The organism is Pseudomonas sp. RW10S2 (genome assembly GCF_014268985.1).
In the GTDB taxonomy this organism is placed as follows: domain Bacteria; phylum Pseudomonadota; class Gammaproteobacteria; order Pseudomonadales; family Pseudomonadaceae; genus Aquipseudomonas; species Aquipseudomonas wayambapalatensis.
The window spans coordinates 1-14,418 of the sequence record NZ_JABWRO010000039.1 but is presented as its reverse complement, the minus strand read 5'-3'; the positions used below and the strand labels follow the sequence as shown (position 1 = coordinate 14,418).

The window sequence follows — 14,418 nt, the reverse complement described above, 5'->3', positions numbered from 1 at the left end:
CGCCGGTAAGGGCGGGCATTGAGAATTCAGGCTCCCCGACAAGACCGCTATCGGTGTAGCCCTTGAACCCGAAAGTTCAAGGTGGAGATTGCAGGAGGCGTTAAGGCTTTCCGTCGAGCGGACATGCACACCTGCCCCACGTGCAACCCCCGTGGTTGTGCGTATCGGCTCAGGGACATAACCGACTGGCGCATCCCCCAGGGAGTCGCGCCAGTATACCAATCTCAATCGTTTTTGCTAACCGCGTCGTCGGACAGCGCCTGGTCGACGCGCTCGAGCAGGTCGCGCACCTGTTCGCGGGTGGTGCCGCCGCTGGCGACGTCAGGGCGCTCCTGGCGGTGTAGCAGCTCATGGGTGATGTTCAACGCCGCCATCACCGCGATGCGGTCGGCGCCAATCACCTTGCCGCTGCTGCGGATCTCGCGCATCTTGCCGTCCAGGTAGCGCGCGGCACCCACCAGGTTGTTGCGTTCTTCCGGCGGGCAGATGATCGAGTATTCCTTGTCGAGAATCTGGACGGTGACGCTATTGCTTGAACTCATGAGTCTTGCTCCAGGGCCTTCAGACGCAAGATCATCGACTCGATCTTGTGCCGGGCGATCTCGTTCTTTTCGATGAGGTGGGCGCGCTCTTCGCGCCAGGATTTTTCCTGAGCTACTAGGAGTGCATTTTGCCGTTTTAGTTGCTCGACGCGCTCGATCAGCAACTCGAATCGGCTCATCAGCGCTTGCAGGTCATTGTCTTGCATGGGTTGCACTCGATCCGCTCCTTCGTCGATCGCCTGGCGATCATGCCTCTGCCCGAGCCGCGACGGCCAGCGCAGATGGTCTTGGCGCGCCTGCCGGTGCTAGGATACAAGGTCTTCATTCTAGTCATATGCGCCGTCTGGCGCCTAGCCGCCCATGCCCAATACCCAATCGCCTTACATCGCCTTCGCCATGCTGCTCTCCAGCAATGGCCATCCCGCCACTCCTGCCGAGCTGCACGGCCTGCTGATCGGTCGCAGTTGCGCCGGTGCCGGCTTCGATGCCGATGCCTGGCTGGCCGACGCCGCCCAACTGCTTGAAACCGAGCCCGGTGACACTGTCCGCAACGCCCTGATCGGCCTGCAGGAGATGGTCAAGGCCGAGCTGACCGGCGAAGACGTCGCCATCGTGCTGCTGCTGCCGACCGACGATGCCGCCCTGAGCGATCGCGCCACGGCGCTGGGCCAATGGTGCCAGGGCTTCATTACCGGTTTTGGCTTGAACGCCGGTGGCAAGGACCTGTCCACCGATGCCAAGGAAGTGCTCCAGGACCTGGTCGCCATCTCCCAGGTGCAAGAAGCGCTGGAAGAGTCCGAGGACGGCGAGAGCGACTACATGGAAGTCATGGAGTACCTGCGCGTCGCACCGCTGCTGCTGTACACGGAGCTGGCCGCGCCTGTCGCGCCGGCGCCAAAACCATCGCTGCATTGATCGACCCGGGGGTCGTTTGCCCATGAGCCACATACCCAAGGCGGAGTACGCCCGTCGGCGCAAGGCGCTGATGGCGCAGATGGTCCCCGACAGCATCGCCATCCTGCCGGCGGCGGCGGTCGCGATCCGTAACCGCGACGTCGAGCACGTCTATCGCCAGGACAGCGACTTCCAGTACCTGAGCGGCTTCCCGGAACCCGAGGCGGTGATCGCCCTGATCCCCGGCCGCGAGCACGGCGAATACGTGCTGTTCTGCCGCGAGCGCAACCCCGAGCGTGAGCTCTGGGATGGTCTGCGTGCCGGCCAGGAGGGCGCGATACGCGACTTCGGCGCCGACGATGCCTTCCCGATCACCGACATCGACGAGATTCTCCCTGGCCTGATCGAAGGTCGCGAGCGGGTCTACAGCGCCATGGGCAGCAACCCCGAGTTCGATCGCCGGCTGATGGACTGGATCAATGTGATCCGCTCCAAGGCGCGCCTGGGTGCGCAACCGCCGAACGAGTTCGTTGCCCTGGATCATCTGCTGCACGACATGCGCCTGTATAAGTCGGCAGCGGAAGTGAAGGTAATGCGCGAGGCTGCGGCAATTTCCGCGCGCGCCCATGTGCGGGCCATGCAGGCCTGCCGCGCCGGTCTGCACGAATACAGCCTGGAGGCCGAACTGGACTACGAGTTCCGCAAGGGTGGCGCGAAGATGCCAGCGTACGGCTCGATCGTCGCCGCCGGGCGCAATGCCTGCATCCTGCACTATCAGCAGAACGATGCGCCGCTCAAGGATGGTGACCTGGTGCTGATCGACGCCGGTTGCGAGATCGACTGCTACGCCAGCGACATCACCCGCACCTTCCCGGTCAGCGGGCGGTTCTCGCCCGAGCAGAAGGCGATCTACGAACTGGTGCTCAAGGCCCAGGAAGCCGCCTTTGCCGAGATCGCGCCGGGCAAACACTGGAATCACGCCCATGAAGCGACGGTGCGCGTGATCACCCAAGGGCTGGTCGAGCTGGGGCTGCTCAAGGGTGAGGTGCAGGCGCTGATCGACAGCGAAGCCTACCGCGCGTTCTACATGCACCGCGCCGGACACTGGCTGGGCATGGATGTGCACGATGTGGGTGAATACAAGGTCGGCGGTCAGTGGCGGGTGCTCGAACCGGGCATGGCGCTGACTGTAGAGCCAGGTATCTACATCGCCGCCGACAACCAGAGCGTGGCGAAGAAGTGGCGCGGCATCGGGGTGCGGATCGAGGACGACGTGGTGGTCACCAGAAAGGGCTGTGAAATTCTCACTTCGAGTGTGCCGAAGACAGTCGACGAAATCGAGGCACTGATGCTCGACGCGCGCAAGGACGTGGCATGAGCCGGGTCAACCTGGCGATCATCGGCGGCGGCCTGGTCGGTGCCAGCCTTGCACTGGCGCTGCAGGCCGGGGCCAAGGTGCGTGGCTGGAAGATCCTGCTGATCGAGCCGTTCGCCCCCGGCGACAGCTTCCAGCCCAGCTACGACGCACGTTCCTCGGCGCTGTCCTTCGGCACTCGGCAGATCTACGACCAGCTTGGCCTGTGGCAGGGCATCGAGCGCCGCGCCGAGCCGATTCGGCAGATCCAGGTGTCCGACCGCGGCCGCTTTGGCGCCACCCGGCTGGATGCCCAGGAAGAAGGTGTGCCTGCGCTGGGTTATGTAGTGGAGAACGCCTGGCTCGGCCAGTGCCTGTGGCAGGGGCTGGACAGCGAGGTGGTGAGCTGGCGCTGCCCGGCCGAAGTCAGGGCCATGCAGCCCGTCGAGGGCGGTTATCGCCTGCAACTCGACGATGACACCAGCCTTGAGTGCGACCTGGCGATTCTCGCCGATGGCGGCCGCTCCGGCCTGCGCGAGCAGTTGGGCATTCATGTGCGCCGCACGCCCTATGACCAGAGCGCGCTGATCGCCAACATCTCTCCAGGCGAGGCCCACCGTGGCCAGGCCTTCGAACGATTCACCGAACAAGGCCCGATGGCCTTGCTGCCACTGCCGGAAAACCGCTGCGCGCTGGTCTGGACACGCCAGGGCATGGACGCGCGGCGTCTGGCCGATATCGACGAGCGCGCCTTCCTGCGCGAACTGCAGGACGCGTTCGGCTACCGCCTCGGCGCTCTGCGCCAGGTCGGCGCACGGCATCTCTACCCGTTGGCGCTGGTCGAAGCCGAGGAGCAGGTACGCCCGCACCTGGTGGTGCTAGGCAACGCGGCGCACAGCCTGCATCCGATCGCAGGCCAGGGCTTCAACCTGTCGCTGCGTGACGTGCAGGCGCTGGCCGAGGCCCTGCTCGCAGGCCCGCAGCAGCCGGGCGACCTGGCAACGCTGCAGGGTTATCGCCAGCGCCAGCGCCTGGACCAGAGCCTGACCATCGGCTTCTCCGACCAGGTCACCCGCCTGTTCGGCAGCGCCCAACCGCTGTTGGCCGCCGGGCGCAACCTCGGCCTGCTGGGCCTGGACCTGCTGCCGCCGGCCAAGAGCTGGTTCGCCCGCCAGGCCATGGGCCTGGGAACCCGCCCCGACCCGCGAGGCCGCGCATGAAAGACGCCCGCAAGCTCGCGCGCCGGGCCCGCATGCTGCGCTGGTTGCTGAATTTCTACCCGCCCTACCTGGGGGCCGGTATCCGCGTGCAGCACATCAGCCCCGACATGCGCAGCGTCAAGGTGCGCATGAACCTGACCCGCTGGAACCGCAACTACGTCGGCACCCAGTTCGGTGGCAGCCTCTACTCGATGGTCGATCCGTTCTACATGCTGTTGCTGATCGAGCAGCTGGGCCGCGAGTACATCGTCTGGGACAAGGCCGCCAGCATCGACTTCATCGCACCGGGCAAGGGCCCGGTGTTCGCCGAATTCCACATCGACGACGCACTGCTGGACGACATCCGCCAGCAGACGGCCGGTGGCAAGAAGTGCCTGCCGCGTCTGCAGGTCGATATCCGCGACGGCGCCGGCGAGCTGGTGGCGCGGGTCGACAAAACCCTATACGTGCGGCTCAAGCCGCAAGCGAGGCAGGCGTAAGGCATGGACATGCGCGCGGATCTGTTGATTGTCGGTGCCGGTATGGTCGGCAGCGCCCTGGCCCTGGCGTTGCGCCACAGTGGCCTGGAGGTGCTGCTGCTCGATGGCGGGCCGCTGTCGGTCAAGCCTTTCGATGACGCCGCGCCCTTCGAGCCGCGGGTCAGTGCCCTGTCGGCCGCCAGCCAGCGCATTCTCGAGCGTCTTGGCGCCTGGGAGGGCATTGCCGGGCGCCGCGTGACGCCCTATTCGGACATGCAGGTCTGGGACGGTAGCGGCACCGGTCAGATTCATTTTTCAGCCGCCAGTGTGCATGCTCAGGTGCTCGGCCACATCGTCGAGAACCGTGTGGTGCAGGACGGCCTGCTGGACCGTCTGCACGACAGTGACGTCGGGCTGCTGCCCAATGCGCGGCTGGAACAGCTGCGCCGCTCTGGCGATGAGTGGCTGGTGACCCTGTCCGATGGCCGTCGCCTGCGTGCGCCGCTGGTGGTCGCTGCCGATGGCGCCAATTCGGCGGTGCGGCGCCTGGCGGGCTGCGAGACGCGCGAGTGGGATTACCTGCACCACGCCATCGTCACCAGCGTGCGCTGCAGCGAGGCGCACCGCGCCACGGCCTGGCAGCGCTTCACCGACGAAGGTCCGCTGGCCTTTCTGCCGTTGTCGCGCGATGACGGCCAGCACTGGTGTTCGATCGTCTGGTCCACCACGCCGGAGCAGGCCGAGCAGGCCATGGCGCTGGATGATGCGGCGTTCTGCCAGGCACTGGAGCGCGCCTTCGAAGGCCGCCTGGGCCAGGTGCTGCATGCCGACCGCCGCGTCTGCGTGCCGCTGCGCCAGCGTCATGCCAAGCGCTATGTGGACGAAGGCCTGGTGCTGATCGGCGATGCGGCCCACACCATCCACCCCCTGGCGGGGCAGGGCGTCAACCTGGGCTTTCTCGATGCGGCAGTGCTGGCCGAGGAACTGGTGCACGCGTGCGAGCGTGGCGAGCGTCTGGCCGATGTGAGGGTGTTGAGTCGCTACGAGCGCCGACGCATGCCGCACAACCTCGCCCTGATGGCGGCGATGGAGGGCTTCGAGCGCCTGTTCCAGGCCAACCCGCTGCCGCTGCGCTGGCTGCGCAATACCGGGTTGAAGCTGGTGGAAGGGATGCCTGAGGCCAAGGCGGTGTTCGTGCGCCAGGCCTTGGGGTTGAGCGGCGACCTGCCAGACCTGGCCAAGGCTTGAGGGCCCTATCGCGGGGCAAGCCCGCTCCTGCAGGTACATCACCTGCCTGAAGAGCGGGGTGGTCCTAGAGGGGCGGGCTTGCCCCGCGATTGCTTTGCAACATCCGGTAACGGCTCCAAGGGTGAGTGGGAAAATGGGATTCACTACCATTTGCACCTCTCTAACCCCGAGGAGCATCCACCATGTCGCCCCGCAAGCCCCTACTGGCCGCCCTGGCCCTGACCTTGTTTGCCGGTTCCGTCCAGGCGGCGGATGATGAAGTGGTGGTGTACTCCTCGCGCATCGACGAGCTGATCAAGCCGGTATTCGATGCCTACACCGCCAAGACCGGGGTGAAGATCAAGTTCATCACCGACAAGGAAGCGCCGCTGATGCAGCGCATCAAGGCCGAGGGCCAGAACGGCGTCGCCGACCTGCTGCTCACCGTGGATGCCGGCAACCTCTGGCAGGCCGAGCAGATGGGCATTCTGCAGCCGATCAAGTCGGACATTATCGACAAGAACATTCCGCCGCAGTACCGCGCTTCGTCCCACGACTGGACCGGCCTGAGCCTGCGTGCGCGGACCATCATCTACTCCACCGAGCGGGTCAAGCCCTCGGAGCTGAGCACCTACGAAGCCCTGGCCGACAAGCAGTGGGAAGGCCGCCTGTGCCTGCGCACCGCGAAGAAGGTCTACAACCAGTCGCTGACCGCCACCCTGATCGAGACCCACGGCGAGGCCGAGACCGAGAAGCTGGTCAAGGGCTGGGTCAGCAACCTGTCCACCGACGTGTTCTCCGACGACAACGCCGTGATTCAGGCCGTTGCCGCAGGGCAATGCGACGTGGGTGTGGTCAACACCTACTACTACGGGCGCCTGCACAAGGCCGACCCGAAGCTGCCGGTGAAGATCTTCTGGCCCAACCAGGGCGACCGTGGCGTGCACGTCAACCTCTCGGGCATCGGCCTGACCAAGCATGCCCCGCACCCGGAAGCGGCGAAGAAACTGGTCGAGTGGATGACGGGCGAGGAAGCGCAGAAACTGTTCGCCGACATCAACCAGGAGTTCCCGGCCAACCCCAAGGTCAAGCCGTCGGATGAAGTCGCGGCCTGGGGCAGCTTCAAGGCCGACAGCCTGCCGGTGGAAGTGGCGGGCAAGCGCCAGGCCGAAGCCATTCGCCTGATGGATCGGGCTGGCTGGAACTGAGTTTCAGCGCTTATCCTTTCGGGGCCGTTCAAGGCCCCTTCGCAGTTGAAGCCACTCCCACACATTGAGAGTGGCTTTGGCCGCGAACGACCGCACAGCGGTCGCAACCTGCAACCGAGATACCTGTCTTGCCCCACTCCCCCCAACGCCGCTGGTACCTTCCGGTCAGCCTTGTCGCCGCCCTGGTGCTCCTGCCCCTGAGCGTACTGGTGCTGTCGTGGCAGTCGATCGACACGCAGATCTGGTCGCACCTGCTCGACACCCAGATGAGCCGCCTGCTGGGCAACACCCTGACCCTGGTGCTGGGCGTGGGTGTCGGCGTCACCGTGCTGGGGGTCAGCCTGGCCTGGCTCACCAGTCTCTGCGAGTTTCCCGGCCGACGCTGGCTCGACTGGGCACTGATGCTGCCCTTTGCCATTCCCGCCTATGTACTGGCCTTCGTCTTCGTCGGCCTGCTGGACTTCTCAGGCCCGGTGCAGAGTGCCTTGCGCGAGGTGTTCGGGCCGATGCGCCTGCCCCGGGTACGTTCGACCGGTGGGGTCATCATCGTGCTGGTGCTGGTGTTCTATCCCTATGTCTACCTGCTGGCGCGCACCGCCTTCCTGGCACAGGGCAAGGGCTTGATGGAGGCCGCGAGGGTGCTGGGGCTGTCGCCGCTACAGGCGTTCTGGCGGGTGGCGCTGCCGATGGCGCGGCCGGCCATCGGCGCGGGCATCGCCCTGGCGTTGATGGAAACGCTGGCGGACTTTGGTGCGGTATCGGTGTTCAACTTCGATACCTTCACCACTGCCATCTACAAGACCTGGTATGGATTCTTCAGCCTGTCCGGTGCGGCGCAACTGGCCAGCCTGTTGTTGCTGGTCGTGATGCTGGTGCTCTATGGCGAACGCCGCGCCCGTGGCGCCAGCCGCAGCGGCAACGAGCGCCCGCGCGGGCAGGCGCTCTATCATCTGCGCGGGCTCAAGGCGCTGGCGGCCAGTGGCTGGTGCCTGCTGGTGTTCGCCTGCGCCTTCGTCATCCCGCTGCTGCAGTTGCTGGCGTGGTTCTGGCAGCGTGGCCGACATGACCTGGACGAACGCTATGGCGCATTGATCCTGCACACCCTGTACCTGGGCGCGATGGCGGCGTTGATCACCGTCAGCGTGGCACTGTTGCTGGCCTTCGCCCGGCGTCAGGCGCCCACGCCATCGATTCGTGCCGGCGTTGGCTTGGCCAACCTGGGCTACGCCTTGCCTGGTTCGGTGCTCGCGGTGTCGATCATGCTGGCGTTCAGCTATCTGGACAATCAACTGGTGATCCCGCTTTCCACCTGGCTGGGCGGGGCCGGCAAGCCCCTGTTGCTGGGCAGTGTGGCTGCGCTGTTACTGGCTTATCTGGTGCGCTTCATCGCGGTGGCCTACGGGCCGCTGGAAAGCAGTCTGGAGCGGATCCGCCCGTCGCTGCCGGAGGCTTCTCGCAGCCTCGGCGTGGCCGGGCCGAGATTGTTTTTCAAGGTGTATCTACCGCTGCTGGTCCCGGGTGCGCTCAGTGCCGCGTTACTGGTGTTTGTCGATGTGCTGAAAGAGATGCCGGCCACCCTTTTGATGCGGCCGTTCGGCTGGGACACCCTGGCCGTGCGGGTGTTCGAGATGACCAGCGAGGGCGAATGGGCGCGCGCCTCGCTGCCGGCCCTGACCCTGGTGCTGGTAGGGCTTTTGCCGGTCATCGGCCTGATCCGTCGCTCCGCCTATCGCCCTGGGCATCCTCACTGAGGGTGCCAGCCCCCGCCCTTGCGGCTACAATGCGCGGCATTCGTAGAGGTGGGTCCTACAAGATCAGGTGCTGATTCAACAGCGCCGACCGCCTCTGCTTCGCCACGCCCGGAAGGAGAAACCCATGGGACAGCGCACGCCCCTGTACGACCTGCACCTGGCGCTTGGCGCCAAGACGGTCGATTTCGGCGGTTGGGACATGCCCCTGCATTACGGCTCTCAGGTCGAAGAACATCATCAGGTCCGCAGTGATTGCGGCGTCTTCGACGTTTCCCACATGACAGTCATCGACATCGACGGTGCCGACGCCACCCCCTGGCTACGGCGCCTGCTGGCCAACGACGTGGCCCGCCTCGAAAGCCCCGGAAAAGCCCTCTACAGCCCGTTGCTCAATGAGCAGGGCAAGGTCATCGACGACCTGATCGCCTACCGCACCGAAGACGGTTATCGACTGGTGGCCAATGCTGCCACCCGCGACAAGGTACTGGCCTGGTTGAACGTGCAGAGCGAAGGCTTTGCCGTCGGTATCGAGGTACGCCCCGATCTTGCGATCCTCGCCATCCAAGGGCCCCAGGCCCGCGAGAAGGTCGCCGCACTGCTCAGTGCTGCGCGTGCCGCGCTGATTCGCGAGCTGCGCCCGTTCGAGGGCGTCGGCGAAGGCGACTGGTTCATTGCCCGCACCGGCTACACTGGCGAAGACGGGTTGGAAATCATCTTGCCAGGCGATCAGGCCGCAACGTTCTTCTACGATCTGGTCGGCGCCGGCATTGCCCCCAGCGGCCTTGGCGCTCGTGACACGCTGCGCCTGGAAGCCGGCATGAACCTGTACGGCCAGGATATCGACGAAGCCCACACACCGCTGACCTCCAACCTGGGTTGGAGCATCGCCTGGGAGCCAGCCGAGCGCGATTTCATCGGCCGCAGCGGCCTGCTGGCGGAAATCGAGCGTGGTGTGCAGGACAAACTGGTCGGCCTGGTACTGGAGGAGCGCGGCGTTCTGCGTGCCCACCAGATAGTTCGTGTTGCCGGTATTGGCGAAGGAGAGATCACCAGTGGTAGTTTCTCCCCTACGCTAAGCAAGTCCATTGCCTTGGCGCGCGTGCCCATCGCCACTGGCGACCGCGCCGAAGTAGAGATTCGCGGCAAGTGGTATCCGGTGCGGGTGGTCAAACCGACCTTCGTGCGCCACGGCAAGACCCTGATCTGAACACTCAATTACCGGCGGTAGACCGCTGAGCCAACCGAGGAATACGACACATGAGCAATATCCCCGCCGACCTGCGTTTTGCTGAAAGTCATGAATGGGCGCGCCTGGAAGCCGACGGCACCGTGACCGTGGGTATCAGCGATCACGCCCAGGAAGCTCTGGGTGATGTGGTGTTCGTCGAACTGGCCGAAGTCGGCAAGGTGTTCGCCGCGGGCGACGCTGCGGGGGTGGTCGAGTCGGTCAAGGCCGCATCCGACATCTACGCCCCGGTCGGCGGCGAAGTCATCGCCGTCAACGAGGAGCTGGCCGAAAGCCCTGAGCTGCTCAATGAAGCGCCCTACGAATCGTGGATCTTCAAGCTCAAGCCAAGCGACAAGGCCGAGCTGGACAAACTGCTGGACGCGGCGGGCTACAAGGCTGCCATCGGCGAGTGATGGCGTGCGGGAAGGGGCTGCCTGGCAGCCCCGATGACCCTAGTCCAACGCAACGCCCAAGGCCTGTGCACAGGCTTGCAGCGAACGTCGTTCGCTCTGGGCGTACAGCGCCAGTTCGTCCTGCACCTTGAGGCCCAGCGCTGCCTCGAAGGCATCGCGGTTGGCATTGCTGCCATAGTCAGCCTGGGCATCGTCGCCAAGGTTCGACTGGAAGATCCCTGCGGCACTGACCGGCAGGAAGTCCTCGTACACCAGCGCCTCGAAATGCACATGGCCAGCGTCGATCAGGCCTTGTAGCGTGGACGGTCGATCCTGGCGATCTCGCTCGGCCAGGCCTTTTTCGGTGGCGAAGTAACGGAAGTAGGCCAGCCCCTGCTCGCGCATCTGCGTCAGATCATCCGGGAATTCGGCAAAGTGCTGCGCCAGCAGCGTCTTGTAGTGCTCGGCATTGGTTTCGGCCGGCACCCCGTTGAGGGCGGCCCGGGTAGCGTCGAGCAGGCGGTCGTAGAGCGCACGGCCTTTGGGGGTCAGCGCCGCACCCCGTTGCTCGATTTCGCCGAAGCGCGCGGTGTGGCTGCCCTGGGCATCGCTGAACGCGACCTTTTCCTGCAATGCCTTGAAGCTGGTCTGACGCAGCAGTATCGGGTGGCGCCGGGTGGGTGGGCCTTCGACCACGGCTTTGGGCGGAATGCCCTTGGCCGGCATGCCGACCTGGATTGCATCGATGTCCAGGGTGCGTGGGGTCAGGTGATTGATATGCGGGCCCTTGAAGGCCACCACATCGGCGATCAGGCGGTGCTGGTCGTGCAGTTGCTGGTACTGTTCGGCGGTGACCGTGGCCTGCTGGTGCCAGCGGAAGGTGTGCAGCGCCTCCTGTACGAAGGTTTCGGCATCGGCCGCGCTCAGGCCGCCGTCGCGTTCGCACTGAGCGATCAGCTCCAGCACGCGCGGGGTGAAGATCTGGCGCTTGGCCAGGATGTCCTGGGCCAATGCGCGCAGGGGCGGGTTATCGATCAGCTCCAGGCGCAGCAGCGAGGTGAACACGCGGAACGGGCTGATGTGCAGCGCCTGTTCGTGCACCGCGCGAAAGGCGGTGGAGTGCACCGGAACCCCAGCCGAGCTCAGGTCGTAGTAGCCAACCGGCTCCATGCCCATGACGGCGAACAGGCGGGCGATGGTCGCCAGCTCTTCGGCGGTGCCGACACGGATCGCGCCATGGCGCTCCTGATCCAGGCGTTCGACTTCACCGGTCCAGCGCAGGGCCTGGGCCACTTCAGGCTGCTGGGCCATGACCTGCTGGTTGATTTCGCTCACCAGCTCCAGCAGCGTGCCGTAGAGTGGCACTTCCTGTTTGTACATGAGCGACATGGCGGCAGAGAACTGCGCGCGGATGCTGTCGGGGCTGACGAAATCGTGGGCGGGCATCACTAGCTTCCTGAAGGTCAGTAGATACCCTTACATGAAAGCGGGGAATGGACTTTGTCCACAAGCGAAAAAAAGTGTGAGGGTCATTCCTTTTGCTATTGAATTTGCCGGCCCTATCGCATCACCCCGGCAACTGCGCGCGAATCCATTCCACCAACGCCCGCACCTTCGGCACCTCCGCCGCATGTTCGGCGAACGCCAGGTAGTGCTTGCCATTGCTCGGCATCGCATGGTTCCAGGCCACTACCAGGCTGCCTTCGGCCAATTCCTTGGCCGCCAGATAGCGCGGCACCAGGGCCACGCCGCAGCCGGACTGTGCGGCGCTGAGCGCCATGTAGAAGGTATCGAAGCGCGGACCATGGTAGCTGTTGTCGGTGTGCAGCCCCTGTTCCAGGAACCATTCATGCCAGGCCTCCGGCCGCGAGGTGCTTTGCAGCAGCACCTGCCTGGCCACCGCACCGGGGCCGTCCAGCTCTTGTCCGCCCAGCAGCTCCGGGGCGCACACCGGCACCACCTCTTCGCCGAACAGTTCCACGCAGGTCGCACCCGGCCAGGTGCCCTGGCCGAAGAAGAACACCACGTCGGCCGAGCCCTGCAGCAGGGCGAAGGGCTCCATTTCGTTGCGGATGTCCAGGTGGATGTTGGGGTGGCGTTTGCCAAAGCCCTTGAGCCGAGGAATCAACCAGCGCACGCCAAAACTCGGTTGAGTGGCTACTTTCAATACTTCGGTCTGTTCGCCATAGGTGAGGACATAGCGGCTGGACATATCCACCTGGGTGAGGATCTTGTTGACCTCGGCCAGGTACAGCGCACCCGCCGGCGTGAGCTGCAGGCGCCGGCGGATGCGCAGGAACAGGTGGTGACGCAGCATCTCTTCGAGCTGTGCCACCTGCTTGCTGACGGCGCTCTGGGTCAGGTGCAGCTCTTCGGCGGCGCGGGTGAAGTTCAGGTGACGGGCGGCGGCCTCGAAGCACTGCAAGGCTGTCATCGACGGAACCAGGCGTTTGGACATGGCACTCTCTAGGGCTGCGATACCATTCCGCAGGGGAATGATAAGAGGAATAAAGGTCGTTTGTTGCAGCAATGTAATCGGATTAATACTGATCCCCATCACCTTTTCAACCCTTCACCCGATGTAGGAGAAGCACAATGGTTGCTGCATTGCTCGAGCGCCTCGGCGTCGCCGCCGCGGATTACACCCAGGGCGACTACCCTGTTCACACGCCGATCGACGGCAGCCAGATCGCCTCGGTGAAATTGCTCGGCAAGGCCGAGACCATCGCGCGCATCGACCAGGCGCAAGCAGCCTTCGAAGCCTGGCGCAACGTGCCGGCCCCGCGTCGCGGCGAGCTGGTGCGTCTGTTTGGTGAAGTGCTGCGTGCGCACAAGGCTGACCTTGGCGAGCTGGTGTCCATCGAAGCCGGCAAGATCACCCAGGAAGGCCTGGGCGAAGTGCAGGAGATGATCGACATCTGCGACTTCGCCGTCGGCCTGTCGCGTCAACTCTACGGCCTGACCATCGCCTCCGAACGTCCGGGCCACCACATGCGTGAATCCTGGCATCCGCTGGGCGTGGTCGGGGTGATCAGTGCCTTCAACTTCCCGGTTGCGGTATGGGCATGGAACACCACGCTGGCGCTGGTAGCCGGCAACTCGGTGGTGTGGAAACCTTCGGAAAAGACCCCGCTGACCGCACTGGCCTGCCAGGCGCTGTTCGAGAAGGCCCTGAAAGCCTTTGGTGAGGCGCCGCAGGGCCTCAGCCAACTGGTGATCGGCGGGCGTGAAGCCGGTGAGGCCCTGGTCGATGACCCGCGTGTACCGCTGGTCAGCGCTACCGGCAGCACCCGCATGGGTCGTGAAGTGGGCCCGCGGGTTGCGGCGCGCTTCGGTCGCAGCATCCTCGAACTGGGCGGCAACAACGCCATGATCCTCGCCCCGAGCGCCGACCTCGACCTGGCCGTGCGCGGCATCCTGTTCTCGGCCGTGGGCACCGCTGGCCAACGCTGCACCACGCTGCGCCGGCTGATCGTCCACCGCTCGATCAAGGACGAAGTGGTCGCCCGTGTCAAAGCCGCCTACGGCAAGGTGCGCATCGGCGACCCGCGCAAAGACAACCTGGTCGGCCCGCTGATCGACAAGCTGTCGTTCGACGCCATGCAGGGCGCGCTGGCCAAGGCGCGCGACGAGGGTGGGCAGGTCTTCGGTGGCGAGCGCCAATTGGCCGACCAGTACCCCAATGCCTACTACGTATCGCCTGCCATCGCCGAGATGCCGGCGCAGAGCGAGGTGGTGCGCCACGAAACCTTCGCGCCGATCCTCTACGTGCTGGCCTACGATGACTTCGAAGAGGCCCTGCGCCTGAACAACGAAGTGCCACAGGGCCTGTCGTCGTGCATCTTCACCACCGACATCCGCGAGGCCGAGCGCTTCCAGAGCGCCTCGGGCAGTGATTGCGGTATCGCCAACGTGAACATCGGCACCAGCGGCGCGGAAATCGGCGGCGCGTTCGGTGGCGAGAAAGAGACGGGTGGTGGCCGTGAGTCCGGTTCGGATGCGTGGAAGGGCTACATGCGCCGTCAGACCAATACCGTGAACTACTCGCGTGAGCTGCCGCTCGCGCAGGGCATCGTGTTCGACTGAGGTGAATGGCCGGGGGCCTTGGCCCCCGGTTCGCGGGACAAGTCGGGGCGCCGAACCG

At 65.1% G+C, this 14,418-nt stretch carries 14 protein-coding genes and 1 other RNA gene; 10 read left to right on the top strand and 5 right to left on the bottom strand.

Features of this window, described 5'->3' with window-relative positions:
- Nucleotides 1-28: 28 nt before the first annotated feature.
- The 3 genes from ssrS to HU729_RS11010 form a co-directional block, all read right to left on the bottom strand.
- A non-coding RNA gene (gene ssrS / locus HU729_RS11020) (6S RNA) lies at nucleotides 29-207 on the bottom strand.
- Between the two features lie 17 nt (nucleotides 208-224).
- Complete coding sequence (locus tag HU729_RS11015) at nucleotides 225-542, bottom strand: cell division protein ZapA (protein ID WP_054894085.1); 318 nt, start codon at nucleotides 540-542, stop codon at nucleotides 225-227.
- Nucleotides 539-748, bottom strand: a complete 210-nt coding sequence (locus tag HU729_RS11010) for a TIGR02449 family protein (protein ID WP_054894084.1) — start codon at nucleotides 746-748, stop codon at nucleotides 539-541. The genes HU729_RS11015 and HU729_RS11010 overlap by 4 nt, the downstream gene beginning before the upstream one ends.
- A gap of 154 nt (nucleotides 749-902) precedes the next feature.
- On the opposite strand from HU729_RS11010, the gene HU729_RS11005 reads away from it, so the two are divergent.
- The 9 genes from HU729_RS11005 (at nucleotide 903) to gcvH (ending at nucleotide 10,295) form a co-directional block, all read left to right on the top strand.
- Nucleotides 903-1,457 carry a YecA family protein gene (locus HU729_RS11005; protein ID WP_186669875.1) on the top strand — a complete coding sequence of 185 codons (555 nt, stop codon included), beginning with the start codon at nucleotides 903-905 and terminating at the stop codon, nucleotides 1,455-1,457.
- Between the two features lie 22 nt (nucleotides 1,458-1,479).
- A complete protein-coding gene (gene pepP / locus HU729_RS11000; RefSeq protein ID WP_186709956.1) occupies nucleotides 1,480-2,814 on the top strand; it encodes a Xaa-Pro aminopeptidase in 1,335 nt (444 codons plus the stop codon).
- A complete protein-coding gene (ubiH, locus tag HU729_RS10995) occupies nucleotides 2,811-4,010 on the top strand; it encodes a 2-octaprenyl-6-methoxyphenyl hydroxylase (RefSeq protein WP_186709954.1) in 1,200 nt (399 codons plus the stop codon). Before pepP ends, ubiH begins: the two co-directional genes overlap by 4 nt.
- Nucleotides 4,007-4,489, top strand: coding sequence for a DUF4442 domain-containing protein (locus HU729_RS10990; protein WP_054894080.1), 483 nt, complete (start codon nucleotides 4,007-4,009; stop codon nucleotides 4,487-4,489). The genes ubiH and HU729_RS10990 overlap by 4 nt, the downstream gene beginning before the upstream one ends.
- Nucleotides 4,490-4,498: 9 nt before the next feature.
- Nucleotides 4,499-5,716 carry a 2-octaprenyl-3-methyl-6-methoxy-1,4-benzoquinol hydroxylase gene (locus tag HU729_RS10985; protein WP_186709987.1) on the top strand — a complete coding sequence of 406 codons (1,218 nt, stop codon included), beginning with the start codon at nucleotides 4,499-4,501 and terminating at the stop codon, nucleotides 5,714-5,716.
- Nucleotides 5,717-5,898: 182 nt separating this feature from the next.
- Nucleotides 5,899-6,903: an extracellular solute-binding protein gene (locus HU729_RS10980; RefSeq protein WP_186669871.1), complete on the top strand. Its 1,005-nt coding sequence runs from the start codon at nucleotides 5,899-5,901 to the stop codon at nucleotides 6,901-6,903.
- Nucleotides 6,904-7,031: 128 nt separating this feature from the next.
- A complete protein-coding gene (locus tag HU729_RS10975) occupies nucleotides 7,032-8,654 on the top strand; it encodes an iron ABC transporter permease (RefSeq protein WP_186709952.1) in 1,623 nt (540 codons plus the stop codon).
- 124 nt (nucleotides 8,655-8,778) lie between these two features.
- Nucleotides 8,779-9,861, top strand: a complete 1,083-nt coding sequence (gcvT, locus tag HU729_RS10970) for a glycine cleavage system aminomethyltransferase GcvT (RefSeq protein ID WP_186709950.1) — start codon at nucleotides 8,779-8,781, stop codon at nucleotides 9,859-9,861.
- Nucleotides 9,862-9,911: 50 nt separating this feature from the next.
- Complete coding sequence (gene gcvH / locus HU729_RS10965; protein WP_186709948.1) at nucleotides 9,912-10,295, top strand: glycine cleavage system protein GcvH; 384 nt, start codon at nucleotides 9,912-9,914, stop codon at nucleotides 10,293-10,295.
- A 39-nt stretch (nucleotides 10,296-10,334) separates the two neighbouring features.
- Here gcvH and HU729_RS10960 read toward each other — a convergent pair whose 3' ends face one another.
- Nucleotides 10,335-11,720, bottom strand: a complete 1,386-nt coding sequence (locus HU729_RS10960) for a VOC family protein (protein ID WP_186669865.1) — start codon at nucleotides 11,718-11,720, stop codon at nucleotides 10,335-10,337.
- Nucleotides 11,721-11,841: 121 nt separating this feature from the next.
- Nucleotides 11,842-12,732: a LysR substrate-binding domain-containing protein gene (locus HU729_RS10955; RefSeq protein ID WP_186669864.1), complete on the bottom strand. Its 891-nt coding sequence runs from the start codon at nucleotides 12,730-12,732 to the stop codon at nucleotides 11,842-11,844.
- A 137-nt stretch (nucleotides 12,733-12,869) separates the two neighbouring features.
- Here HU729_RS10955 and HU729_RS10950 point away from each other — a divergent pair, with 137 nt between their 5' ends.
- The gene (locus HU729_RS10950) at nucleotides 12,870-14,360 is read left to right on the top strand and encodes an aldehyde dehydrogenase family protein (protein ID WP_186709946.1); all 1,491 of its coding nucleotides are present in this window, start codon (nucleotides 12,870-12,872) and stop codon (nucleotides 14,358-14,360) included.
- Nucleotides 14,361-14,418: the final 58 nt, after the last annotated feature.